This is a genomic window from Synechococcus sp. KORDI-100, from assembly GCF_000737535.1.
Taxonomy (GTDB): domain Bacteria; phylum Cyanobacteriota; class Cyanobacteriia; order PCC-6307; family Cyanobiaceae; genus Parasynechococcus.
In genome coordinates this window covers 2,382,642-2,405,369 of record NZ_CP006269.1, presented here as the reverse complement: position 1 = coordinate 2,405,369, position 22,728 = coordinate 2,382,642, and the positions used below count along the sequence as shown (strand labels likewise).

At 57.0% G+C, this 22,728-nt stretch carries 24 protein-coding genes; 12 read left to right on the top strand and 12 right to left on the bottom strand.

Translation table 11 applies throughout. The annotated features are described in order from the left end of the window. Window positions 1-48: 48 nt before the first annotated feature. Complete coding sequence (locus tag KR100_RS12450; protein ID WP_051847539.1) at window positions 49-1,161, top strand: polysaccharide biosynthesis/export family protein; 1,113 nt, start codon at window positions 49-51, stop codon at window positions 1,159-1,161. A gap of 1 nt (window position 1,162) precedes the next feature. On the opposite strand, the gene purB is transcribed toward KR100_RS12450, so the two are convergent. Then, entirely contained in the window at window positions 1,163-2,458 is a 1,296-nt protein-coding gene (gene purB / locus KR100_RS12445; RefSeq protein WP_038546586.1) for an adenylosuccinate lyase, read from the bottom strand. Between the two features lie 722 nt (window positions 2,459-3,180). Beyond that, on the bottom strand, window positions 3,181-3,519 hold the full coding sequence (locus KR100_RS12440; protein ID WP_038546584.1) for a P-II family nitrogen regulator: 339 nt from the start codon (window positions 3,517-3,519) through the stop codon (window positions 3,181-3,183). A gap of 117 nt (window positions 3,520-3,636) precedes the next feature. Here KR100_RS12440 and queF point away from each other — a divergent pair, with 117 nt between their 5' ends. Next, window positions 3,637-4,050: a preQ(1) synthase gene (gene queF, locus KR100_RS12435; protein WP_038548837.1), complete on the top strand. Its 414-nt coding sequence runs from the start codon at window positions 3,637-3,639 to the stop codon at window positions 4,048-4,050. Here queF and KR100_RS12430 read toward each other — a convergent pair. The 4 genes from KR100_RS12430 to KR100_RS12415 all read right to left on the bottom strand — a co-directional run bounded on the left by KR100_RS12430 (window position 4,038) and on the right by KR100_RS12415 (window position 7,600). Continuing rightward, complete coding sequence (locus tag KR100_RS12430; RefSeq protein WP_038548834.1) at window positions 4,038-5,306, bottom strand: cytochrome c biogenesis protein ResB; 1,269 nt, start codon at window positions 5,304-5,306, stop codon at window positions 4,038-4,040. The genes queF and KR100_RS12430 overlap by 13 nt on opposite strands. Before the next feature lie 20 nt (window positions 5,307-5,326). Beyond that, window positions 5,327-5,995: a cytochrome c biogenesis CcdA family protein gene (locus KR100_RS12425; protein WP_369793847.1), complete on the bottom strand. Its 669-nt coding sequence runs from the start codon at window positions 5,993-5,995 to the stop codon at window positions 5,327-5,329. A 72-nt stretch (window positions 5,996-6,067) separates the two neighbouring features. Beyond that, window positions 6,068-7,225, bottom strand: a complete 1,158-nt coding sequence (locus KR100_RS12420) for an FtsW/RodA/SpoVE family cell cycle protein (protein ID WP_204207718.1) — start codon at window positions 7,223-7,225, stop codon at window positions 6,068-6,070. 174 nt (window positions 7,226-7,399) lie between these two features. Then, window positions 7,400-7,600 (bottom strand): hypothetical protein, encoded by a 201-nt coding sequence (locus KR100_RS12415; RefSeq protein ID WP_038548832.1) that lies wholly within the window; start codon window positions 7,598-7,600, stop codon window positions 7,400-7,402. A 96-nt stretch (window positions 7,601-7,696) separates the two neighbouring features. Between KR100_RS12415 and KR100_RS12410 the strand changes: the two genes are divergently transcribed. Beyond that, entirely contained in the window at window positions 7,697-8,503 is an 807-nt protein-coding gene (locus tag KR100_RS12410; protein WP_038546578.1) for a TlyA family RNA methyltransferase, read from the top strand. A gap of 83 nt (window positions 8,504-8,586) precedes the next feature. On the opposite strand, the gene KR100_RS12405 is transcribed toward KR100_RS12410, so the two are convergent. From KR100_RS12405 to KR100_RS12390, 4 genes are all read right to left on the bottom strand, one after another. Then, window positions 8,587-8,787 (bottom strand): phycobilisome linker polypeptide, encoded by a 201-nt coding sequence (locus tag KR100_RS12405; RefSeq protein WP_007098856.1) that lies wholly within the window; start codon window positions 8,785-8,787, stop codon window positions 8,587-8,589. Window positions 8,788-8,792: 5 nt separating this feature from the next. Further along, on the bottom strand, window positions 8,793-9,281 hold the full coding sequence (gene apcB / locus KR100_RS12400) for an allophycocyanin subunit beta (protein WP_038546575.1): 489 nt from the start codon (window positions 9,279-9,281) through the stop codon (window positions 8,793-8,795). A gap of 36 nt (window positions 9,282-9,317) precedes the next feature. Next, complete coding sequence (locus KR100_RS12395; RefSeq protein ID WP_038546571.1) at window positions 9,318-9,803, bottom strand: allophycocyanin; 486 nt, start codon at window positions 9,801-9,803, stop codon at window positions 9,318-9,320. Between the two features lie 421 nt (window positions 9,804-10,224). Further along, window positions 10,225-13,107: a phycobilisome rod-core linker polypeptide gene (locus tag KR100_RS12390; protein ID WP_038546567.1), complete on the bottom strand. Its 2,883-nt coding sequence runs from the start codon at window positions 13,105-13,107 to the stop codon at window positions 10,225-10,227. 113 nt (window positions 13,108-13,220) lie between these two features. Here KR100_RS12390 and KR100_RS12385 point away from each other — a divergent pair, with 113 nt between their 5' ends. The 9 genes from KR100_RS12385 (at window position 13,221) to KR100_RS12345 (ending at window position 20,103) form a co-directional block, all read left to right on the top strand. Then, window positions 13,221-14,423, top strand: coding sequence for a class I SAM-dependent methyltransferase (locus tag KR100_RS12385; RefSeq protein WP_239420334.1), 1,203 nt, complete (start codon window positions 13,221-13,223; stop codon window positions 14,421-14,423). 46 nt (window positions 14,424-14,469) lie between these two features. Beyond that, complete coding sequence (locus tag KR100_RS12380) at window positions 14,470-14,805, top strand: ATP synthase (RefSeq protein WP_038546564.1); 336 nt, start codon at window positions 14,470-14,472, stop codon at window positions 14,803-14,805. A gap of 24 nt (window positions 14,806-14,829) precedes the next feature. Continuing rightward, window positions 14,830-15,555 carry a F0F1 ATP synthase subunit A gene (atpB, locus tag KR100_RS12375; RefSeq protein WP_038546561.1) on the top strand — a complete coding sequence of 242 codons (726 nt, stop codon included), beginning with the start codon at window positions 14,830-14,832 and terminating at the stop codon, window positions 15,553-15,555. Window positions 15,556-15,721: 166 nt separating this feature from the next. Next, window positions 15,722-15,970 carry an ATP synthase F0 subunit C gene (gene atpE / locus KR100_RS12370; protein WP_006851467.1) on the top strand — a complete coding sequence of 83 codons (249 nt, stop codon included), beginning with the start codon at window positions 15,722-15,724 and terminating at the stop codon, window positions 15,968-15,970. A 67-nt stretch (window positions 15,971-16,037) separates the two neighbouring features. Next, the gene (locus tag KR100_RS12365; RefSeq protein ID WP_038546557.1) at window positions 16,038-16,502 is read left to right on the top strand and encodes a F0F1 ATP synthase subunit B'; all 465 of its coding nucleotides are present in this window, start codon (window positions 16,038-16,040) and stop codon (window positions 16,500-16,502) included. Continuing rightward, the gene (locus tag KR100_RS12360) at window positions 16,502-17,017 is read left to right on the top strand and encodes a F0F1 ATP synthase subunit B (protein WP_038546554.1); all 516 of its coding nucleotides are present in this window, start codon (window positions 16,502-16,504) and stop codon (window positions 17,015-17,017) included. The genes KR100_RS12365 and KR100_RS12360 overlap by 1 nt, the downstream gene beginning before the upstream one ends. After that, window positions 17,017-17,565, top strand: a complete 549-nt coding sequence (gene atpH, locus KR100_RS12355; RefSeq protein ID WP_038546551.1) for an ATP synthase F1 subunit delta — start codon at window positions 17,017-17,019, stop codon at window positions 17,563-17,565. Before KR100_RS12360 ends, atpH begins: the two co-directional genes overlap by 1 nt. Before the next feature lie 56 nt (window positions 17,566-17,621). After that, the gene (atpA, locus tag KR100_RS12350; protein WP_038546539.1) at window positions 17,622-19,142 is read left to right on the top strand and encodes a F0F1 ATP synthase subunit alpha; all 1,521 of its coding nucleotides are present in this window, start codon (window positions 17,622-17,624) and stop codon (window positions 19,140-19,142) included. 10 nt (window positions 19,143-19,152) lie between these two features. Continuing rightward, complete coding sequence (locus tag KR100_RS12345) at window positions 19,153-20,103, top strand: F0F1 ATP synthase subunit gamma (RefSeq protein WP_038548826.1); 951 nt, start codon at window positions 19,153-19,155, stop codon at window positions 20,101-20,103. 71 nt (window positions 20,104-20,174) lie between these two features. Here the strand turns inward: KR100_RS12345 and KR100_RS12340 are convergent, their stop codons facing one another. Both KR100_RS12340 and KR100_RS12335 read right to left on the bottom strand, forming a co-directional pair. After that, window positions 20,175-20,744 (bottom strand): hypothetical protein, encoded by a 570-nt coding sequence (locus KR100_RS12340; protein ID WP_038546536.1) that lies wholly within the window; start codon window positions 20,742-20,744, stop codon window positions 20,175-20,177. 856 nt (window positions 20,745-21,600) lie between these two features. Next, on the bottom strand, window positions 21,601-22,701 hold the full coding sequence (locus KR100_RS12335) for a hypothetical protein (RefSeq protein ID WP_038546533.1): 1,101 nt from the start codon (window positions 22,699-22,701) through the stop codon (window positions 21,601-21,603). Window positions 22,702-22,728: the final 27 nt, after the last annotated feature.

Genomic DNA, 22,728 nt, shown 5'->3' with positions numbered 1-22,728 from the left:
AGATTAGATCCCTCTTCCGTCAGTTCCAGACCCTCGTTCAGACGCTGTATGTCTTTTCTCCGCCGTCCAGGATCCTCTCAGCAGCAGTGTGTCGCCGCAGTCCTGGCCGGCGGTTTGCTTTGTCTTCCCTTTGCAGCCGTTGCCCAGGCCGCACCCCAGGGTTCCACGGCGCTCGCCATGAACGATTCGATGGGGTCTGTTCTTGAGGGAAAGTCTTACCGCTATCGCCTGGGTCCTGGTGATCAGCTTTCAATGACGGTCTTCAAGATGGAGGGCTATGAAGCCAAGGTTGAAGTCCTCAGTGATGGCACCATCAACCTCCCCCGTATCGGCACGATTGAGGTCTGGGGTTTGACGCTGGAGGAGGCGAAGCAATCCATTACCAGTAGTTACGCCAAGATTCTGCGCAGGCCTCTGGTTCATCTCGATCTTGTCGCCCCTCGCCCGATCAAGGTCACCGTTACGGGAGATGTGGAAACACCAGGTGTGTTTTCGCTTCCAGCCAGAGGGGACGGGGGTTGGCCCACCCTTGTGGACGTTGTGAGGAAAGCCGGGGGCATCGGGGCTACTGGTGATCTCTCGCGGCTGGAATTGATTCGTCCCTCACAGACTCCAGGTGTTGAGCCAACCCGTTACAGCTTCGACTATCTCTCCATTCTCAGGGATGGGGGCCATGCTCCTATTCCGTTGATCTATGACGGAGACAGCATTCGGGTTTACAAAGCAGAAAATCTCAGCAATTCAGACATGATTACGGCCGCGGCATCCAACTTTGCTCCGGACACCATCAAAGTGAATGTGATTGGTGAAGTCGCGAAGCCAGGTGTGGTGGAAGTGCCGTCAAATTCTCCAGTCTCAAGGGCGATTTTGGCGACAGGTGGCATCACACGTCGAGGTAGTGACAACACCGTTGAGCTCATTCGTGTTGATGGAGAGGGGAAACCCTCTGTGAAGCGTCTCGGGTTCAACCCCAAAGCCACCCTCAGCAGCCCGACCAACCCACCCCTGCGTCAGGGGGATGTGCTGGTGGTGAATCGCAATCAACTCGCCAAGGTAACGGATTCCATGTCGGATGCGTTGGAGCCGTTCAATCCCATCATCAAGGCAACATCTATTTTTCGTCTGCTCGGCCTTCCTGTTGGAGGGTTGTTGGGTTTCTGATCTAAATCGCCAGACGATCCCAGATCACCCCGAGATTGGCCTGATGCACATCGGTGGCGAAGCAGTCGGCAAGCTGATCGTCTGAAAGACGTCCAGTGACATCCGCGTCACCCTCCAGATTGGCCCGGAAATTACCGCCATCGGTATTCCAGGCGGTATGGGCGTTGCGTTGCACCACCCGGTAAGCCTCCTCCCGGCTCATGCCGCTGCCCACCAGAGCCAGCAGGACCCGCTGGCTGAACACCACGCCGCCGTAGACGTTCATGTTCCGCCGCATGTTCTCGGGGTAGATACCCAGACTATTCACCACGGCGGTCATCTCCCTCAGCATGAAGTGGAGGGTGACCGAGCAGTCCGGCAGCATCATGCGCTCTGTGGAGCTGTGGCTGATGTCCCGTTCATGCCAAAGCGCCACGTTTTCCAGGGCGGCGATGGTGTAGCTGCGCAGAACACGGGCGAGTCCGCCGATTCGTTCGCTGCGGATCGGGTTGCGCTTGTGCGGCATGGCTGAACTGCCTTTCTGGCCTTTCGCGAAGTTCTCCTCCACTTCCAGCACATCGGTCCGTTGCAGATTGCGGATCTCGGTGGAGAAGCGTTCTAGGGAGGCGCCTACCAGGGCCAGGGTTTGCACATAGTCGGCATGGCGATCACGGGAGATCACCTGGGTACTGGCCGTGTCCGGCACCAGGCCAAGAATGTCGCAGCTGATGGCTTCAACCTGAGGATCGGTGTTTGCGTAGGTCCCCATGGCACCACTGATTTGGCCAACGGCCACATCCCGTTCCAGACGTTGAAGCCGCTGGCGATTGCGTTCTGTCTCCGCCAACCAACCGGCCACCTTGAATCCGAAGGTGATCGGTTCCCCGTGAATGGCATGGGAACGACCGATCATCTCCGTGTCTTTATGAGCCCTTGCCAAGGTCCTCAACGCGTCTGCCAGTGCGTCCAATTCCTGACGGAGCAAGACAATGGACTGTTTCAGCTGCAGCGCCAGGCCTGTATCCAGAACATCGGAGCTTGTCATGCCGACGTGGATGTAACGCCCGGCATCGCCGACGTGTTCATTCACATTGGTGAGGAAGGCGATGACGTCATGACGCACCTCAGCTTCAATTTCGAGGATGCGTTCCACCTCAAAGCTCGCCTTGGCCTTGATGGTGTCCAGGGCCTCCTGAGGGACGCGGCCGAGGCGGCAATTGGCTTCCGTGGCGGCGATCTCAACATCCAGCCAGCTCTGGAATTTGGCCTGCTCATTCCAGACAGCACCCATCTCGGGCAGGGTGTAGCGCTCGATCAACGGCCTGCGCGGTTGAACAACGTCTGAATCTATGATATCGGCATATATTTATTGAATAGTAGCATTAATTCCTTAATGCTGCCGAATTATTTTATTCCTTTGCCTCGTAACTAAAGAACTCATAACTTCATTTCACGCTGATGGCTCTTAAGATTCAATTGCTTGCAGATTTTGAGATTTTGAATGGTTTTGATTATTTTAAATGTTTATAACGATATCTGGAAATAAATTACTTTTAGAGTGCTTGTTTTACGCTAGACGCTTTGCCGCAGTAACCCATTCGTAAATCCTTTCCTTGCCTGTGCTCAGCGCTTAAAACTTTGTTATTACATGGATCCAGTTATTAATTTATTGTTCTGGCTTTCTTCTTCTTGAGTCGTTAGATGAACAATTTTCGATTAATTTCGGCTCGTGCTTATGAGGTTGAATCATTTCTTTGAAAACCTTGCTACATTTTTATTTTTTTTGCTAGTGTTGGTTTATCGGTCGAATTTGATGCATATTGAGTTCAGTCATATTTAAGAAGATGGCTTAACTTTTGCTGGTATATTAAACTATTAATTCAAAATCAGTTACAAGCAGGTTTTTACTTTGTTTTACAAATTGCTTATGGCAGTATTGACTCGAAATTGAATTAGGATGTAGGTGCAATAAGATAAATTGGAAAGACTTGTTGCTATACCCACAAGCTTTCGAAGGATTCGTTTCTTTGAGTTTTGCGATTACAGGGCTGATGCATCTCGTTCACCTGTCCTGATCCGTACAACTGATTGAACAGGTGAGATGAAGATTTTCCCGTCACCAATTTCTCCGGTTCGTGCCGCATCGCCAATTGCTGTGACAACTGCTTCAACAAGTGATTCTTCTACAACAACCTCGATTTTCAGCTTTTGCAGGAACTCAACGGTGAACTCTGAACCTCGGTAACGCTCAACCTGGCCCTTCTGGCGGCCAAAGCCTCGGACCTCTGTCACCGTCATGCCGATAATTCCAGCTTCAACCAAGGCCACCTTGACATCTTCCAGCTTGAACGGACGGATGATCGCTTCGATTTTTTGCATGAGCGGTACTCTTTATCCAAAGAATGACGCGTCAACTGCCCTTGGTTGTGATGGCTGTAACAGAACGGTGAAATCCCTGCCCTTTTAGGTTCGTAACGAGTGTTCCCCTCTGAGCTGGTGACTGCTGCTTCCGCTGCCGATCGGACGTTGACGCCTCATTACGGCGAGCGTGCCATCGCTCAAGCCGAGTTGATCTGTTTCGAAAATCCGCGCCCTGGCAGGCCCTATGAGGTCTCCATCGAGCTACCGGAATTCACCTGCAAGTGCCCGTTTTCGGGTTATCCGGATTTCGCTGTCCTGCGTTTGGTTTATCAACCCGGTCCTCGGGTCGTTGAATTGAAGGCGATCAAGCTTTACGTGAACAGTTTCCGGGATCGATCCATTTCCCATGAGGAAGTCACCAATCGCATCCTTGATGATTTGGTGGCTGCAACGGACCCGGTGTGGATGCAGCTGGAAGCCGACTTCAATCCCCGCGGCAATGTCCACACCATTGTTCGGGTCAGCCATGGAACGCGTCAGCCCTGTTGAACCTCCTGCAGGATCAATGGCAGCTCCACTGCGAATGCAGTGAGATTGCGGTTGCAGAGTCCTCCCACATGCAGCTGTCTGTCGTTGGCGATGGCCCAGACCTGACGTGTCGCTATCAGGCTGAGCCCACCTCCCAGGAGCGTCACGGCAAATCCGAGGTAGACGAGCGGCACCCCAGGATCACGTTTCAGCAACAGGCCACTCGCCGGCAGAACGGACGCCACCCTCAGAGGTAATCCCTTCACGTCGCCTGGCTCTCCTCCAGGACGTAACAGGGCCAGGCGCTCGCCATTGCCATCAAAGATCTGCACGGGGCCTTCTTCCGTCTCCAGGCTCAGCAGCACGGGCTCCGAACCGTCTGGCCGAGTCGGCAGAACCAAGCCCCAGACCTGCTCCCCCAGCTGCGGGAAGGTCTGCAGGGGCAGCTCCAGTTCCGGGCTTTTGCCGATCTGAAGGGTGATCGTCGCCAACGACCAGTCCGCCTGGTAAATCGTGATGCCGCGATATCTGAGGGGGTGGTTGACGCTGATTTCCGAGACCTGGGATTGCTGGCGCCCCTCCAATTCAAGGGCGGAGCGGAACTGTTCAGGCCGCCCAGCCGCATCCCGCTCGATCTGGAAATCCTTCAGCGTGATCGTGACTTGGTTGTCGCCGAGGCGGTTGAGCAGATCCAAACTGCGGCCAGGGGCCAGGAACCGTTCGAGGCGATGTCCCGCCAACGCCCCCCAGACAGCTCCCAGCATCAACAGCACCAGCCCTGTATGCACCAAGAGGGGACCAACGCGACCCGCAAGTCCCTTGCGTGCGGCCAGCCTCCCGTCCTGGCTGTTCAGCTGCCAGCCCCTGGACCGCAGCAACGACGACAGACGCTGAAGGCTGTCGTCGGCGTTTTCACAAGCCACCGTTTCAGCGATGGAGAGTTTGCTGAGTTGTCGTGGCGTCTTGTAGTCGATCCACTGGCAGGCTGCCTGGAGTGCAGGCCATTGACGGCGCCAGCTGCACAGGATCAGGGCGAGCCCCAGCCAGGCGAGCAGTGCCAGAAACCAGCCACTGGAATACACATGATCCAGCTGCAGTTGAAGAACCTGATCGCCGCTCAGCAGCCCCAGCCAGGGGGTCTCTGTGTAGGCGTCGATGTAACTGGCGGGAGGATCACCCTGGGGAATGGCTGTGCCGATGGCGCTGGCCAGAGCGACCAACAGCAGCAACACAATGGCAAGCCGCAGATCGGAGAGCAGGCCCGCCAGGCGACGCATCAGCAGCCCCATGGCTCCTCCTAGCTCCAGCGCGCCAGCAGCGTCAGCATGCCGCTGGCCAGCAGGACAACGCCGCTGATCGGTGGGACCCAACGCCCGATCGAACGCAGGGACAGCAGCCGTGGAACCGAGGCCGCGAACGTGCCTGCCAGCAGCAGAGGCAGAACCTGGCCAATGCCGAAACTGGTGAGCAGCACCATGCCCACAAGGGGCCTCCCACTCTGGGCGATCCAACCAAGAAGAACGGCCAACACCGGTGTGGTGCATGGAGAGGCGGCCAGACCGAAGGCCAGGCCTGCCGCCACAGGGGCCAGGGAGGCAGGCACCCGTTTGCGCCAAAGCTCTGGATCAGGGCCGGACGGCAGAGGAATGCGGAGTAGACCCAGCAGGTTGAGGCCCATCACCACGGCCAGGATGGCCACCAGCGTTGGCACCAGAGTTGGGACCTGTCCGTAGATGCGGCCCAGCAAACCACTCAGGCTTCCCAGCAGCACCAGCGCCCCGACGATGCCACTGCAGAAGGCAAGGCTGCGCTGCCAGGGGCTTTGTCCATCCTCAAACCCTGCGAGATAAGCGAGGGTGACGGGAAGAAGCGACAGAGAGCATGGCCCAAGGCTCGTGAGGGCACCCCCAGAGAACACCAACGCCAGGGTCAAGGGTCCCGGGTTGGAAAGGGCCTGGTTCAGCAGCTGTTCACTGCGTTGCGCCAGATCCGAAAGCAGAAGCAGATCCAGGACCAGGCTCGAAACTCGTTGTTCAGCCTATCGAGGCTGGCGGGGCATCCTCTCCCTCGCAGCTGTGCGTCCACCGATCAGCCCTGTGGATTCAAGGGAACAACGGATCAACAGCCCCAGAATCACGAGACTGGACATCAGGGAATTGCCTCCGTAGCTGATCAGGGGCAAGGGCAGCCCCGTGGTCGGCATGGCACCGGAGGCGACGGCGATGTTGAGGATCGACTGACCAACCAGAATCGTGCAGCAGCCGATCGCCACAAGGCGCGCCTGGTTGCTTCGGCAGCGCAAGGCAACTCTGAGACCGGCCCAGGCCATCAGCATCAGGAACAGCAGCAGCATTATTGAGCCGACGAAGCCGAACTCCTCTGCAAACACGGCGTAGATGAAATCAGTGTTCTGAATCGGCAGGTATTGCAGCTTCTGTGTGGAGAGCCCATATCCCTGGCCGGCCAGGCCTCCTGAGCCGATGGCCAGCAGGCTTTGAACAAGCTGATAGCCGTCACCCATGGGATCCTGCCAGGGGTCAAGGAACGAGACCACGCGCAGTCGTTGGTACTCATTCAGCAGGATGCTGGTGACTCCCATGCCGGCTCCCACCAATGCCGTGCCAAGGAGACTTCTCAGCCGCAGCCCCGCTGCCAGGGCCACCATCCAGAGCGTCAGGCCCATGAGAGCAGCCGTGGAGAGATTGGGCTGCTTGAGAATCAGCAGCAGCAGCCCTCCGAAGCTGCCAAGCCAGAGCAGCTTTTGATCAAGCCCAACCCGGTTCCAGGGGGCGAACAGATTGGCGGCCTGAAGCACCACGAAGGGTTTTACCAGCTCCGAGGGCTGGACCTGGAGCGGGCCCACCACGAGCCAACGGCTGGCCCCGTTGACCGTGGTGCCCATCACCAAGGTGGCGGCAATCATCAAACAGCCGATCCAGAGGGCTGGTCCAGACCATTTGAGCCAGCGGCGCAGGCTGGTGCTAAGCGTGAGCCCGAGCAGGCTCCAGCTGGCGATCAACCAGATCGCCTGCCGTTTGACGTAGAATGCACCATCTCCGATTTCACGCAGGGCAACCCACCAGCTCGCCGACCCCAGCACGATCAGACCCGCCAGGCTCCACAGGGCGGTCAGGCCGATGAGCAACCGTGCTTCCGCCGGCCATAACGCCCAGGGAAGAGGCAGTAATCGCTGCATCAGATTTGGACGTTCTCTGATGCGTTCCCGCGCTGAACGTCGTTGGGAGACCGAGACGCTGGTCAATGGGGCGTATTGAATGTCTTTGTGCACCTATTGAGCCGCGTCAGAGTCGCTTTGCCAAGGGATTGATCAAAGAGAAAGAAGTGTCGATTCGTCAGCTCTGGCCTTGGATCATGCAGCCCGCAGACGCTTATGTTCCACTTCCCAGTGCACATACTGCCCCCAGGCCTGCTGACGGACCCAGCAACGCCCGCCGCGGCATTGAATCAGCTGGAATGGCGGAAGATCCGTTGGCTGATTCTCCAGCATCACAAAGGTGCCAGGCCTCAGCAGGGGAACCACCTTGGCGGATTTCGGAAGGTGGTTTGACACGCGTTGAACTGCGGTTGAAATGATCTTCTTGGCAGTTGGGGAATCGCCGGACGGATCCCCGTTTTTCTTCGGGATCACGTCTGCTTTTATGACGGAATGGCTTCAAAACGGCGACTTGATCTGCAGCTGCTGACCTTGGGCCTGGCCTCGTCCCGCCAACAGGCCCAGCAACTGATCCGCGCTGGCAAGGTGCGCGATGCCTCTGGTCAGCTGCTCGACAAACCGGGATTGGAAGTCGCGAATGATCGTGCTCTGGTGGTGGAGAAACCGCCGCGATTCGTCTCCCGGGGAGGAGAAAAACTGCTTGCGGGCCTGGAATCCTTTGCGATTGCAGTGAAAGGGAAGGTCTGCCTTGACGGCGGAATCTCAACCGGCGGCTTCACCGACTGCCTGCTTCAGCACGGGGCCACCAAGGTGTATGGCGTAGATGTGGGTTACGGCCAAACGGCATGGAGCCTTCGCACCGATGAGCGGGTTGTTCTGCGCGAGCGCACCAACCTCCGGTATCTTCAGCCGCAGGATCTTTACGGTGCGGAGGACCCCAGGCCCAGCCTGGCGGTCACGGATGTGTCGTTTATCTCGCTCAGCCTGATTCTTCCTGCCTTGCATCGCTTGACCATCGGAACGGCTGCGGATGTGCTGGTCCTGGTGAAACCACAGTTTGAGGTCGGTCGTGAACGGGTCGGCAAGGGAGGAGTGGTTCGTGAACCATCAGCCCATCTCGATGCGATACGACAGGTGATCGATGCGGCAGCCGAGCTCGGGTGGATCGCGCAGGGGATCGTGGCTTCCCCCATCACGGGTCCCGCCGGCAACCATGAGTATGTGCTCTGGTTATCAGGTCAGTCACCCGCCACGGCTTTACCAGACCTTGATGGTCTGGTGGCGTCAACTCTGGGCTGATCCCACTCTGGCCTCACAGGGAAAAGTCAAAAAAAATCCCGAACAAATGTCCGGGAAAAGCAGGATCTTGTTGTGACGTTCGCTCAGTTACCGACGTTCACCTGTCGACCGCCGGTGCAGAGTTCGACCTTGATGATGCGGCCTCCCTGCTTCTGAATTCGCTGCTGCTCCGCGAACCAGCTGTCGTATGGCACCCACTTGGTGAAGAAGGTGTTTTGGAGTTCGCGCTGCGTCCGAACCTTTTCAGGACTGGGAATACAGGCGGTGACTTTGAACAACCGCATGAGCCTCAGTTGCCGAGGCCGGAGCAGATGTAGTCGAAGTACACACCCATCTCTTTGCCTGCATCAGGCCCAACCAGCCCTGCGGTGACTTCCTTCATGGCTTGGATGGCCTGAACTGTGGCTCCGATGGGCACACCCAGAGAGTTGTAGGTCTCCTTCAGTCCGTTCAGAACGCGTTCATCGAGGATGGAGGTGTCACCCGCGAGCATCGCGTAAGTGGAGTAACGCAGGTAGTAGTCCAGATCGCGAATGCACGCGGCATAGCGGCGGGTGGTGTACATGTTGCCGCCAGGACGGGTGATGTCCGAGTAGAGCAGCGCTTTGGCGACGGCGTCCCGGATGATGGCCGAGGCGTTGGCACTGATCGTGGCGGCGGCACGAACCCGGAGTTCGCCACTGGAGAAATACGACTCGAGATTGCTCATCGAGGCCGTGTCCAGGTACAGGCCCTGAACGTCCGACTTGTTGATGACGTTGGTGATGGCGTCTTGCATGGATCCTTGGGAGCGTGAAGGGAATCAGCGGTGTGTTCAGGCGAGTGCGCCCACCACGTAATCGAAGTAGGTACCAGCTTCTTCGGCATCGGCGCCGGTGAGAAGGCCCATCGCGACCGTCTTCATCTCACGCACGGCTTCAGCCATCGCTTCCAGGGGTGTGCCCAGGGAGCGGTAGAGCTCTTTCGCTCCGATGACGCCGATTTCCTCGATTGGAGTGACGTCGCCGGCAACGATGCCGTACGTCACGAGTCGGAGGTAGTAGTCCATGTCGCGCAGACATGTCGCCGTCATTTCCTCTCCGTAGGCATTGCCTCCGGGGGAGATGACGTCGGGACGCTTCTGGAACAGCTGACCACCAGCCTGTTTGACGATGCGCTCACGGCTTTCGCATAGAACCTGGGCGACGCGGAGACGGCGTTGACCGCCGGTCACGAAAGCCTTGATCTGGTCGAGTTCGCCAGGGCTGAGGTAGCGGGCTTCGGCGTCCGCGTTGATGATCGAGTTGGAGACGATGCTCATGCAGTTCTGCCTCGAAACAAGCGGCCGCCCGTAGGAGACCGGTATCCGGTGAATGTGGGTGATCCCTTTCAGGATCGCGTCTCAGACTAAGGGCTGAGAGCCTTGGCCGAGCCGACCATTCAGGAGGTTGTTTACAACGTTCAACACTGAACCTTGTTTGCCCCTTGTTTGTCGACCCGACAGTGCTGATAAAATCAGCAATCGCAGCATTCTGCGTTAATCATCTGGAGCCCCCCTGGTGGAGTTAACAGTTCTTCACTGCATCTTGGCGACGCTGAAAAGCGTTGTCCCACAAGCCATCCCGCAGAGAACCTGCTGAAACTTCAGGGATGGCTGAAGTTATCCAATGTTCCTCTGATCACCGTGAAGTTCAGAGGTTCAATATTAAAAATCTGGAGCCGATTGTTTTACTTCTGATCAATCAGATCGCTGAATCCATGGTCGGATTCAGGCCCGCATTGCCTCGATAAAGAGCAGCTGTGCGCTGTTGGGTCGCCTGGGTGACGTCCCCCCTTGTATTCATGCCGTCCATGCGCGGAACCTGATCTGTTTCAACGATGCGATCAAGGACTTCACGCACGGCGACGGGTTGTCCGGATTCGGCCCGCACGCGCAGGAAGCGGCTGACTTCGGCTGGTGAAGCCACCCGTCCGAGCAGCGCCAGGCTGGCCGCAGAGGCTGCACGCAATGGTGCCATCGCATACAGGCGCGACTGGAAAGCGTCAGCCATGGCCACATCGGCGATGAAACCGGCAAGGTCGGAATCCTGATTGCGGAGGCGGGATTCAGCTTCAAAAAGTCGTTCGTTTTCCAGTGGAATGCGATTCAGCAACTGCTTGTACGTGGCATCAATGATGGTTCGCAGTTCGCTTTCGTCGCAGGGACGCTTCAGGACCAGGCGCTGTGGAAGGGATGAACGCAGCTTGTAGCCCTCGGCCCCTTTGGTTTCGAGGGCTCTCGACATCGGCGTGACTGGTGCCTGTCTGGAGCTTCGTCTCCGTTGGATCGGCTCACCGAGGCGAATCTGGCGAAGGCTCTTCTGCAGGTCATCCCCGCCCAAGTTTCTGGCCATACCCGTCCAGTCGGCTCTCGAGCCGCCCCCGCGACCAGGGAAATTGCGGGGCGTGACCTCGCCAGTACCGCGATAGGACATCGGAGCGATCGGTTCGGGACGGCTGCTGAGAACCAGCCCGGAGTTGTCGTACCCGAATTGGGCGACCTCCCGTTTGAGGGTCGGAGCGCGGCGCACGTTGAGGTCGCCAGGAGTGATGAAGCGCTCAAAGGGAACGGTGTCGTCTCCAAAGCAGTCCTGGTAGTCCTTGCTGTCGATCAAGGCGTCAACGACTCCGTAGAAGCCTTTTCGAGCTGCCGTGTCGAACAGGGCATCGATTTCCCAACGGCCGAAGGTCGGTCGTCCGAGCAGCCGCCGATGCATCACTTCGATGGCCTTCACGATGTAGAGACCACTCCAGTAGCGACGGCGGAAGGCATCGGAGCGCGCCACGCTGCGCACAAAATCCTTGAGACAGATATCACCGTTCTCAAGTCGTGCTTCTTCAGAACTGAGCCGCTCACCGGCATAGCCGGAGTTTCCGAGGACCTGGACGTAGACGGCATTGATCACCGACTGGGTGCTGGATTCGGTGTTCCGAACACTGGGTTGGCCACCGCGGCTTGGACGAGCTGCCCCACCCGTGGAGATCTGCTGCAGGCGAACGACGCGCGGTCCGACTTTGCGAGGACGGCTCGATCGGGACTGGGCGCTGGCGATCTGGCCGGGACTGTTCAGGCCGTTACTCACCAACAGGCGCCGGCTGTCATAGCCATAGGGTGCCGGTCGCGTGGACACGGACGCAGTGCCACTGGGGAAGATGGCGCCGTACTGGTTGGCAACAGGATCGTTGCCACCGCCGTAGACATGCTGGTCAGCAAACGGCTGCCGGTAGGACGCGTACAACGTGACGTACTGCGGAGCTCCCTCGAAGGGAGCGCTGAAGTTGTACAGCTTGCGGTTGGATCCCCAACCCGCGCTCTCCTGGGCTTCCTCCCCGAGATCACGGATGTAGGGAACTGTCTCCTCACCGAAGCAGCGGGCGTATTCCTTGGAATTCACCAGCACATCAACCAGTCCGTTCAATCCCTGGTCGCTGAGGATGGAGAACGACTTGCGGAATTCCTCAAGGGAGCTGATGCCTCGTCCGAGGAAGTGGCGGTAGGCCAACTCAACAACGCGGCTGTTCACGAAACGGTCGTGGAACTGCTGGCGATATTCCTTGCTGCGACCTAAGGCACGGATGAACTCACGTGTTGAAATCTGTCCCTGGCTCACCTGACTGGCTTCTGAGCGGCAGGGGAACTGGGAATACCCCTTGGCGATGTCGCGTTCGAACACCTGGCGGTAAGCCGCGCGGATCACCTCGGCCTTTTCAGCGCCGGAGAGACCAGGCCTCATCTCAAAACGCTGGGACCCTTCCGAGGCCAGGGCGTAGATGGCGGGCAGCTGCAGTCCCTGCTGTACATCGCTGCCCTGCCGTTGTCTGGTGCTGGGGGTGGCGATGGCCAACTCCTGCAGCAGCACGTTGAAACAGTCGATGGCGAGCTGCCTCGATTCAGGCCTGTCGCGCAGCAACTGGGCTGAAGCGGCTCGCATTTCCTGCAACGCCACATTCGTGGCGGCGAGGGAGCAGTTGGCCAGAAGAATGTCTCGCAGTCCGCGTGTGTTCACCGAGAGGATGCTGGGGTCTCCGGCCACAACCGCGTAACCCACGTAGCGCAGGAACCAGCCCATGTCCCGAACGGACTTGCGCATGAACGCCGGCCCGTATTTCGCCACACTGATGGCATTGAACCCAGTTGGCAGAACCACTCTGACATCGGCGTCGCCACCTGCCCCCTCCAGCAGGCGCGTCAGAAAATTACCCCGTTTGGTGTCCCCACTGCTGCCGGTGAAGGTTCGAACGGATTGCTCGAAGGCCGCCTGATCCGCTGCCAGTGGAGTGCCGTCCTGACTGCCTGGGAGTTTCGTTTCACCGGTACTGAGGGGGGCTTCGAGAAATGAGAGTGGGGTGCCACCCACAAAAATGCGATTGGCAGCCCTGGCCACGATCGATTCAGCGTTGGCCGCGATGATGCGAGCGGCCTCCAGCCGGTCCTGACCACTCCTGAAGAACGTGATCAGGGTGTCGAGTTCTCCGCCATCCGGGAACCGGTCCTGCTGTTCCGCCTGACGAACGCTCGACAGCGGCAGGGTGTCGAAGAGTTGGGGAGACACCCGTGGGCTGCCACTGCTGGCGGTCACTGTCATCGACGGAGTCTTGCCGGATCGGGACACGTTACGGCTGGCCGGCAGGTGCTCCCGAGTGGCATGAACAAATGTTTGCAGGCCTTGCACAGCATGCGATCCAGTGAGCTGTTGCCATGAAAAGCTCGCCTGATCCCTGGCTTGCCTCGATGGTCGATCCCTTGCCAACTGATGCCGCGACCCCCAAGGTGAGCGCTTTCTACGACCGCTTTCCTTACCCGGGAGACCCGGTTCAGGAGGGCCCGCCGCCTGGATACAACTGGCGTTGGTGTCATGCCAGCGTCCTCGCCGCCGTCCGTGGTGAGCTCCCCTTAACCGATCGGTCTCCGCGGATTCTGGACGCAGGCTGTGGCACTGGGGTCAGCACCGACTACCTCTGCCATCTCAATCCGGGAGCTGAAATCCTTGCGGTGGACATCAGCGAAGGGGCGTTGGCCGTGGCGCGCGAGAGACTGCGGCGATCTGGTGCTCAACAGCTGGTGTCAAGGCTTCGCCAGGAGCAGCGCAGCCTGCTCGATCTCGCAGGGGAGGGTCCGTTCGATTACATCAACTCGGTCGGGGTCCTGCATCACCTCGATGAGCCGGAGTCCGGACTCAGGGCCTTGGCTGACCTGATGGCCGATGACGGCTTGATGCATTTGTTTCTGTACGCCGAATCCGGACGCTGGGAAATCCATCGCACACAACAGGCCCTGACGATGTTGGATGCGGGAGACGGTGCCGATGGCCTGCGTCTTGGTCGCCTGCTGCTGGATTCACTCCCGGATGGGAATCGATTGGCGCGTCATCACCGAGAACGCTGGGCCATCGACTGCGCAGCGGACGCCAATTTCGCAGATATGTACCTGCACCCCCAGGAAACCTGTTACAGCCTGGAGAGTTTGTTCCAGTTCATTCGGTCAGCCGGGCTCCACTTCGCTGGATTTTCAAATCCAGAGGTCTGGGATCCTGCCCGGCTACTCGAAGGGGAGCTGCTTGAGCGCGCCAGAGCGCTGGAACCCCATCAGCAGTGGTTGCTGGTGGAACAACTTGATCCGGACATCAGTCACTTCGAGTTTTTCCTGTCTGCTCAGCCGATCCCCAAACCCTGTTGGTCGGATGCCGCGCTGCAGAGGGCTTCAGCGATTCGACAGCCATGTCTTTGGGGCGAGCCCGATCCCATTCTCGATCGCAACATGCAACCGATCCAGCTCGATGGGGCGGCGGCGGCCTTGCTGCGCGCCGTTGAAAACCAGCCAGGAGTCCCACTCGGCTCGCTGGCTGAACCTGGTCTGGTCCGCGATCTTGTCGATCGGCACCTGCTTCTGCTGCGGAGATAACAACATAAGACGCGTGATAGATTCCGCGCGCCAATTCAGGCGTCGCTTGGAGGATTTCTACCGTCTTCAGCGTCGTCTGCTGCTGGCCACCGGCTTGGTGGCAATCGTCACGGTACCCATCGTGGCTGTCGCCTTCAACGCTTCGGTAGCCGGCAGTGTGTTCGTGGGTGCCTGCGCCGGACTTCTGTACGTGCGCCTGCTCGCCCGCAGCGTGGCCAACCTCAGTGAACAGTCTCGCGGACTGGGTCGCTTTCAGCTTGTCGTCCCAACCCTGCTTGTGGTCGGTGCCGCCAAGTGGCCCCAGCTCGATCTACTGCCTGCCTTCCTGGGATTTCTCCTCTACAAGCCCGCTCTGATTCTTCAGCACGTCTTCGATCGCTGAAGCAGAGCATTTCTCTCTGCACCCATGGCTTTGCTGCCCTTCCCACTGCCGTTCGCCGAACTGGAGGTCGGTCACCATCTGTATTGGCAGATCGGTGACCTGTACCTCCACGGCCAGGTGTTTTTGAGCTCCTGGATCCTGATCGGTGTCTTGCTCGCTCTGGTGCTTGTCGGCACCAGGGGCATGCAGCGCGATCCGATCGGTCTGCAGAATCTTCTGGAATTTCTCTGGGGATTCATTCGCGATCTGGCCCGTGACCAGATCGGAGAGAAGCATTATCGGGATTGGCTCCCATTCATCGGGACTCTGTTCCTGTTCATCTTCGTGAGCAACTGGGGCGGTGCACTGATCCCCTGGAAGCTCATCGAGCTGCCTGAAGGTGAACTCGGTGCACCAACTGCAGATATCAACACCACGGTGGCGATGGCTCTGCTGGTGTCACTGGTGTATTTCTACGCCGGTTTGAGCCGCAAGGGACTGCGTTTCTTCGAGCTGTATGTGGAGCCGACGCCGATCATGCTCCCGTTCAAGATCATTGAGGAATTCACCAAGCCCCTGTCGCTTTCCTTCCGTTTGTTCGGAAACATCCTGGCGGACGAACTGGCTGTGGGGGTTCTGGTTTATCTGGTGCCCTTGATTGTTCCCTTGCCCGTGATGCTTCTGGGGCTTTTCACCAGTGCGATCCAGGCATTGATTTTTGCCACCCTCGCTGCTTTTTACATCGGAGAAGGCCTCCACGAGGTCCACTGATTCTCAAAACTCTTTCGTCTTTTAAGGCGATCTGCTAAACACATCCGCGCGTAGGTCCGACATTCGATCGGGCCCACTCCCTCAGAGAGTGTCCCAGCGCGGGGGGAACCGATCCCCAACCCAATTCAGTTCAGCGCTCAGCGCGCTTCCCCTAACACCACCCAACATGGATTCCATCACCTCCGCTGCTTCCGTCGTGGCCGCAGGCCTGGCAGTCGGCCTGGCCGCTATCGGTCCTGGTATCGGACAGGGCACCGCGTCCGGCGGCGCTGTTGAAGGCATCGCCCGTCAGCCCGAAGCCGAAGGCAAGATCCGCGGAACCCTGCTGCTGTCCCTGGCATTCATGGAATCGCTGACCATCTACGGCCTGGTGGTGGCTTTGGTGCTTCTGTTCGCCAACCCCTTCGCCGGCTGATCAGGGCAGGGGGGCTTCACCACCCCCCCTCTGACCGTTTTCCGATCCCTTCCCAGCGCACTCCTCCATGACCTGGCTTCTGCTTGCTGAAGCAGGTGTCCCTGAGGGAGGTCTTTTTGACCTCGACGCCACCCTTCCGCTGATGGCGGTTCAGGTGGTTCTCCTCACCTACCTGCTCAATGTTCTCTTCTTCCGTCCGGTCGGCAAGGTCGTGGAGGATCGAGAGGGCTATATCTCCACCAGCCGAGCTGATGCCAAGGAGAAGCTCGCTCAGATTCAACGTCTGGAAGCTGATCTCGCTGAGCAGTTGAAAGAAGCCCGTCAGGCAGCCCAGGCTGCAGTGGTGGAAGCCGAGCAGGAAGTGGACGGTCTGTACCGCGCCGCCGTTACCCAGGCCGAGCTCGAAGCGAACAGCACCAAGGAAGCGGCCCGTCGTGAAATGGACAACGAGCGCGATCAAGCTCGTTCCCAGCTCCAGAGCCGGGTCGACCAGCTCAGCGATCAGATCATCAACCGACTGCTCACCGCCTGATGACCTTCCCTCCCCTGCTGGCATCCGAAGGCTTCGGACTCAACTTCAACATCTTCGAGACGAATCTGGTCAACCTGGCCATCGTCATCGTTCTTCTGGTCAAGTTCCTGAGTGGATTCCTGGGCGGCATTCTCGAGAGGCGCCGCGCGGCCATTCTTCAGGATCTTCAGGACGCTGAAAAGCGCCTGAAAACGGCTACTGAGGAGCTCGCCAAAGCCCAGGCCGATCTGGCTGAAGCCAACAAAAAGGCTGAAAAGATCCGTCTGGATGGTCAATCACGCGCGGCTTCCATCCGTGCGGAAGGCGAGCAACGCACCATTGCTGTGATGGCCAACATCAAGCAGGGAGCATCTGCAGATGCCGAGGCCGAGGCCATTCGGATCAACGATGCTCTCCGTCGCGAAGCCGCCACTGCGGCGATCAGCAAGGTCCTCAGGGATCTGCCCGGTCGTCTTGATGAAAAGGCCCAGAACAAGCTCCTTGATGCCTCCATCGCCAATCTGAGGGACGCCTAATGCCGATTCTCAATTCTCTGGCTACGCCCTACGCCGAAGCCCTGCTTCAGATCACCAATGGACGCAAGGAGTCCGACACGGTGGCCGAGCAATGCAAGGACCTGCTCGAGTTGTGGCAGAGCTCGGCTGATTTCCGTGACGCCATGGTTTCGCCGGTGCTCGAGCCAGCCGGTAAAAAACAGGCTCTAGATGCCTTGCTGTCTGATCAGGTCACCCCATCGCTGATGAATCTGCTCAAGGTGCTGGCTGATCGTCAGCGCCTGCAGGCTCTCGACGCGGTGATGCTTCGCTACCTCGAGCTCTATCGCCAGCAGCAGGGCATCACATTGGCCCACGTGCGTTCAGCACAACCTCTCACCGAAGAGCAGCAGGCTGCCTTGTCCACCAGGGTGCAGGCCATGGCCGGTACCAAGAAGGTCGATATCGACCTCAGTGTTGATCCAGGTCTGATCGGCGGTTTCGTCGTGAGCCTCGGTTCACAGGTGATCGATGCCAGCCTGTCAGGTCAGGTTCGCCGCCTCGGTCTGGCGCTCGCCAAAGCGAGCTGAGTCCACTTCCTTTTTTTCGCTCCTTCCTCACCTCTTCCCCACCTGGGGCAAACGCCATGGTTTCCATCCGTCCCGACGAGATCAGCGCCATCCTCAAAAAGCAGATTGAGGATTACGACAAGTCAGTTTCCGTCAGCAATGTTGGCTCCGTTCTCCAGGTCGGAGACGGCATCGCCCGTGTCTATGGCCTGCAGGAGGCCATGGCCGGTGAACTGCTCGAGTTCGAGGACGGCACCGAAGCCATCGCACTCAACCTTGAGGATGACAACGTCGGCGCCGTGCTGATGGGCGAAGGCCTTGGCGTTCAGGAAGGCAGCACCGTCAAGGCCACCGGCAAGATCGCTTCCGTTCCCGTGGGAGAGGCGACCCTCGGACGGGTGGTCAATTCACTGGGACAGCCCATCGACGGCAAGGGTGATATCGCCGCCACCGAGATGCGCCTGATCGAGTCGATGGCTCCCGGCATCATCCAGCGCAAGTCGGTGCACGAGCCGATGCAGACCGGCATCACCGCCATCGACGCCATGATTCCCGTCGGTCGTGGTCAGCGGGAGCTGATCATCGGAGACCGACAGACCGGCAAGACCGCCATCGCGATTGACACGATCCTGAACCAGAAGGATCAGGACATGATCTGCGTCTATGTCGCGGTGGGTCAGAAGGCCGCATCGGTGGCCAACGTCGTAGAAGTTCTCCGCGAACGGGGTGCCCTCGATTACACCGTCGTGGTGGCTGCAAACGCCTCTGAGCCTGCTGCTCTGCAGTACCTGGCTCCTTACACAGGAGCTTCGATCGCCGAGTACTTCATGTACAAGGGCAAGGCCACCCTTGTGATCTACGACGACCTGTCCAAGCAGGCGGCTGCCTATCGCCAGATGTCCCTGCTGCTGCGCCGTCCACCCGGTCGTGAGGCCTATCCCGGAGACGTCTTCTATCTCCACAGCCGTTTGCTTGAGCGTGCTGCCAAGTTGTCCGATGCCATGGGCAAGGGATCGATGACCGCCCTCCCCATCATCGAAACGCAAGCCGGCGACGTGTCGGCTTACATCCCGACCAACGTGATTTCGATCACCGATGGTCAGATCTTCCTCAGTTCCGACCTGTTCAACTCCGGCCTGCGCCCTGCCATCAACGTGGGTGTGTCCGTCAGTCGGGTGGGTGGTGCTGCCCAGACCAAGGCCATCAAGAAGATTGCTGGAACCCTGAAGCTGGAACTGGCTCAGTTCGATGAACTTGCTGCGTTCTCTCAGTTCGCGTCCGATCTGGATGCGGCCACCCAGAAGCAGCTCGGACGCGGCAAGCGTTTGCGTGAGCTTCTCAAGCAGCCCCAGTTCAGCCCCCTGATCCTGGCTGAGCAGGTCGCCATCGTTTATGCCGGCGTCAAGGGCCTCATTGATGAGGTCCCGGTTGAAAGTGTTGTGGATTTCTCCCGTGAGCTGCGTGAGTACCTGAAGTCCAACAAGCCTGAATTCATCAACGAAATCCAGGAGAAGAAGGTGATGAGTCCTGAGGCTGAGGCCATCCTCAAGGACGCCATCAACGAAGTTGTGTCCAACCTTGTGGCTTCGGCCAGCTGAAGTCGCCGACATGGCAAATCTCAAAGAGATCCGCGACCGCATCAAATCGGTCAAGAACACGCGAAAAATCACCGAGGCCATGCGTCTTGTTGCCGCCGCCAAAGTGCGTCGTGCTCAGGAGCAGGTGCTTCGCAGTCGTCCCTTCGCCGATCGGTTAGCGCGCGTGCTGGAAAATCTGCAGTCGCGTATGCAGTTGGAGGATGCCGCTGCTCCTCTGATGGAGCAACGGCCAGTTGAGAGTGTCACCCTGGTGGCCTGTACCGGTGATCGTGGCCTCTGCGGTGGCTACAACTCCAACATCATCCGGCGTACTGAGCAGCGCTTTGCTGAGCTCAAGGGGAAGGGTTTCGATGTGAAATTAGTGCTGATCGGCCGCAAGGCAGGCAGTTACTTCTCCAACCGGAATTATCCGATTCAAGCCACATTTGCTGGCTTGGAGCAGGTGCCCACGGCTGATGAAGCCAATACGATTGCAACCGATCTTTTGGCTGAATTCATTGCCCAGAGCAGTGATCGTGTTGAAATCATTTTCACCAAGTTCATCAATTTGGTGAGTTGCAAGCCTGTGGTTCAGACCTTGCTGCCTCTTGATCCCCAGGACATTGCGGACCCCGAAGATGAGATCTTCCGCCTCACCACCAGAGATGGTCGATTGACGGTTGAACCAGGGGCCGGGCCTGCAAACACGGAACCGAAGATTCCTTCTGACATCGTGTTTGAACAAAGCCCGGAGCAGTTGTTGAATGCTCTTCTGCCGCTGTATCTGCAGAATCAGCTGTTGCGTTCACTCCAGGAGTCTGCAGCATCTGAGTTGGCCAGCCGGATGACGGCGATGAACAATGCGAGCGACAATGCCAAGGAGCTCGCCAAGACGTTGACCTTGGATTACAACAAGGCGCGTCAGGCTGCCATCACTCAGGAAATTCTTGAAGTTGTTGGTGGTTCAGCAGCTGCTGGTTGATCCTTTTATGTAAGCTGAAATTAGCCCTAAGGCCGGCCCATTGGGCCGGCTTTTTGATGAATCGGTATCGCTCAAACGACAATGGCGTTGTTCATGAGAGCAATTTGAATGTAGTCACCGCTTTCCAGAACATTTGTGTCGGGGAAACCAGTCAGATTCAGCACGCCAGTGTCACCTAAGTCTGAAAAAGTGGCTGTATCGAAATAATAGAACTCTGGTAGTTCTTCAGCGTATTTCTGGAGGCTCTTGTAGAACTTTTTAAACGGATATTTCTTCTTGCCAAATTTAACTTTTTCGAGCCTGTTCTCGGGGGCTAAAGTTCCGAAAGGGTCAGAGAATATCACTCCAAAATCTCTGACGCCATTGTCGAAATTTCTGGTGGTGACCATCAAATCGCGATCATTGATGAGGATGGTACTGATATCGGTATACAAGTATTTGGACTTGGGATTGAGATAGCTGGATTTTAAAAATCGAATGGTATCTTTGCCGCCGCCCGCGTCAGCAATGAATCCCCACTCTTGATCGGTCAGGAGTTCATAAGTGTCGTTCCCTAGACCTCCTGATAGAACGGAAGGGATGGTTGATATGCCTCCCGAAGCTGATTCGCTTTCAATCTGATAGCTGCCATTGGTCAGCACATCTTTTCCTGCTCCCGCATAAAAGCCATTTCCTCCCTCAACGAACTGCTTGTCCTTTTAGGGGTGCCTAATGTGGATTTATAGGGTCCAAAGTCGAGAGCTTTCATTTTAGAATTGCGGGGATGTTACTGATCCATAGCTAAAACCTCCTCTGGTGACAAGTCACTGTCTTGTTTTGGACGTGATGTCTTATGGCTTAGTCGCGGAAGTATTTCCGTGAGCTTCGAAACACTGTTGTTCCAGATCGTACGAATCCTTGGATCTCGACAACTGAATGGACCTGATCATTATGGCAAATACTGAGCGAGCGGCCAGTGTGATGGATCGGCTGTTTGTTGATATCGTTTTCGTAGACTGTAGTTGGCTTAAACTATTTTGAGGTCGTGTGATTTTGCAAGGATGGTGATTGAGTTACCAGGTATAATGGTTTTGAATTTTAAGTTGAGAACGTAGTCGGTATCGAGTTTTGTATGCGCTCACTTGGTAGAGATTCCGAAGGTTTGCTTGTCAGGGCTGTCTTTTTTAACCGACAACTGTCCTTGTGAATTCCCTTGTTGGAACAGTCTTTTGTGATGCCATCACCTTTGATGTTTGTAAAATGTCGTCCGCTCCATGGGGCTGGATGATGCGGTCTGATACTTAAAAGGCTTTTCCTGCATCTTGGAGTCCTCGTTGAGATTGGCTCAAAATTATTTGGACAATGCAGGCTTTTTGATATTGAATTCTCCCGACTATGATTTTGAACAATGTCTGCCGGGATGGTTTGTTTCAGGCGTTTGCTGTCTTGGTTCTTGAATCGTGCTCAGCCTGGGTTCGCGAGTTTTTTGCAAGTTATCCGTAAGTGTCATCTCAATGGCTAGCACGCATCGTTGCTTTGCTCGCAAAGTGTTTGCAGGATGGCACGCGTTGCCACAGCTTTAATGATCGCTCTTGATTCAAAGATCTCTATCGTGTGCTGCTGACGCCTCTTGTTTTCCTGATCGATCAAAGAGGTGAAATCGGAATGGGTTCCCGTGAGAGATGTGTCTCCCGAAGAAAAAAACTCCTCAAAATTGATCTTCATTTGATCACAATATGCCTGGTTCGAAGCCTTGAATAGTGCTAAGTAGTGTCCCTCGAGGGTTGTAGTGAAGTCTGGATTGGTTTGGGGAGTGCGTCTTGGTAAGTGGGCGCTGATGCGTTTCAGGAGACCGTTTTGTTGATGAGGACTGATTGGAAATTGATCATCTTCGCCAAGCAGAATTGATTCTGCAATCGTTTCAGTAATGTATTCAGAAAAAGATATATTTTTTGATGATCTGCAGGTCTTCAGGAACGCCGCGCTGAGCCCAAGTTTGCAGGTTTGGTTGAAGTGCTGAAGAAGGTATTCGGGTTTTTTGGACTTGCTAAGAGGACTTGAAGTGATGGAGCATGGAATCTGTATCGAGTCGCAGTTTAAATGAAGTTGTTTGATCTGATCGTTCCAATCAGGTCCTTCCTTGCTGATCAGTCCTGTGATGAGCCAGCGCTCATAGGCACTGAACAATCGCCATTGCCAACCTTCTCTTTGGAGGACTTCAGCGGCTCGTTTTAGTTGTTTGGTGTTTCTGAAATTCCACTGGTTGAAGTTTGAACGTCGCCAGTCGTCCTGTCTTCTGGTGTAACCAATGATGAGAATCGACTGATATCCCACTTGTTCGGCAATGCGGCAAATGTTGTAGACGGCGACGTCGTTTTTCTCGAGATATTCATGACTCACCACTGCGATATCGGCCTTCGCAAGCTCCTTCAGGATTGATTTGCATGTTTGCAGGGCGTTCCTGTCGGATCGATTCAATCGTGTGATCAGGTCGGTGGGCTTCAGCCGGATGAAGCTGATCGTCGGTTCAGTTGATGTTCGGCATGCTTTTCTCAGCATGGCCTGAACACTGCTCGATCCACATTTCGCGGCACCGATGTGAATGATCAGGTCGCTCACATCGAACGGCGGGCTCTCTGGGAAAAT

Bases quoted from the DNA above. Each gene is read 5' to 3' on its own strand.
- KR100_RS12450 (WP_051847539.1), top strand. From the start codon at position 49: ATGTCTTTTCTCCGCCGTCCAGGATCCTCTCAGCAGCAGTGTGTCGCC.
- KR100_RS12440 (WP_038546584.1), bottom strand. From the start codon at position 3,519: ATGCAAAAAATCGAAGCGATCATCCGTCCGTTCAAGCTGGAAGATGTC.
- KR100_RS12430 (WP_038548834.1), bottom strand. From the start codon at position 5,306: ATGCGTCGCCTGGCGGGCCTGCTCTCCGATCTGCGGCTTGCCATTGTG.
- KR100_RS12420 (WP_204207718.1), bottom strand. From the start codon at position 7,225: ATGCAGCGATTACTGCCTCTTCCCTGGGCGTTATGGCCGGCGGAAGCA.
- KR100_RS12410 (WP_038546578.1), top strand. From the start codon at position 7,697: ATGGCTTCAAAACGGCGACTTGATCTGCAGCTGCTGACCTTGGGCCTG.
- KR100_RS12405 (WP_007098856.1), bottom strand. From the start codon at position 8,787: ATGCGGTTGTTCAAAGTCACCGCCTGTATTCCCAGTCCTGAAAAGGTT.
- apcB (WP_038546575.1), bottom strand. From the start codon at position 9,281: ATGCAAGACGCCATCACCAACGTCATCAACAAGTCGGACGTTCAGGGC.
- KR100_RS12395 (WP_038546571.1), bottom strand. From the start codon at position 9,803: ATGAGCATCGTCTCCAACTCGATCATCAACGCGGACGCCGAAGCCCGC.
- KR100_RS12390 (WP_038546567.1), bottom strand. From the start codon at position 13,107: ATGACAGTGACCGCCAGCAGTGGCAGCCCACGGGTGTCTCCCCAACTC.
- KR100_RS12385 (WP_239420334.1), top strand. From the start codon at position 13,221: ATGAAAAGCTCGCCTGATCCCTGGCTTGCCTCGATGGTCGATCCCTTG.
- atpB (WP_038546561.1), top strand. From the start codon at position 14,830: ATGGCTTTGCTGCCCTTCCCACTGCCGTTCGCCGAACTGGAGGTCGGT.
- atpE (WP_006851467.1), top strand. From the start codon at position 15,722: ATGGATTCCATCACCTCCGCTGCTTCCGTCGTGGCCGCAGGCCTGGCA.
- KR100_RS12365 (WP_038546557.1), top strand. From the start codon at position 16,038: ATGACCTGGCTTCTGCTTGCTGAAGCAGGTGTCCCTGAGGGAGGTCTT.
- KR100_RS12360 (WP_038546554.1), top strand. From the start codon at position 16,502: ATGACCTTCCCTCCCCTGCTGGCATCCGAAGGCTTCGGACTCAACTTC.
- atpH (WP_038546551.1), top strand. From the start codon at position 17,017: ATGCCGATTCTCAATTCTCTGGCTACGCCCTACGCCGAAGCCCTGCTT.
- atpA (WP_038546539.1), top strand. From the start codon at position 17,622: ATGGTTTCCATCCGTCCCGACGAGATCAGCGCCATCCTCAAAAAGCAG.
- KR100_RS12345 (WP_038548826.1), top strand. From the start codon at position 19,153: ATGGCAAATCTCAAAGAGATCCGCGACCGCATCAAATCGGTCAAGAAC.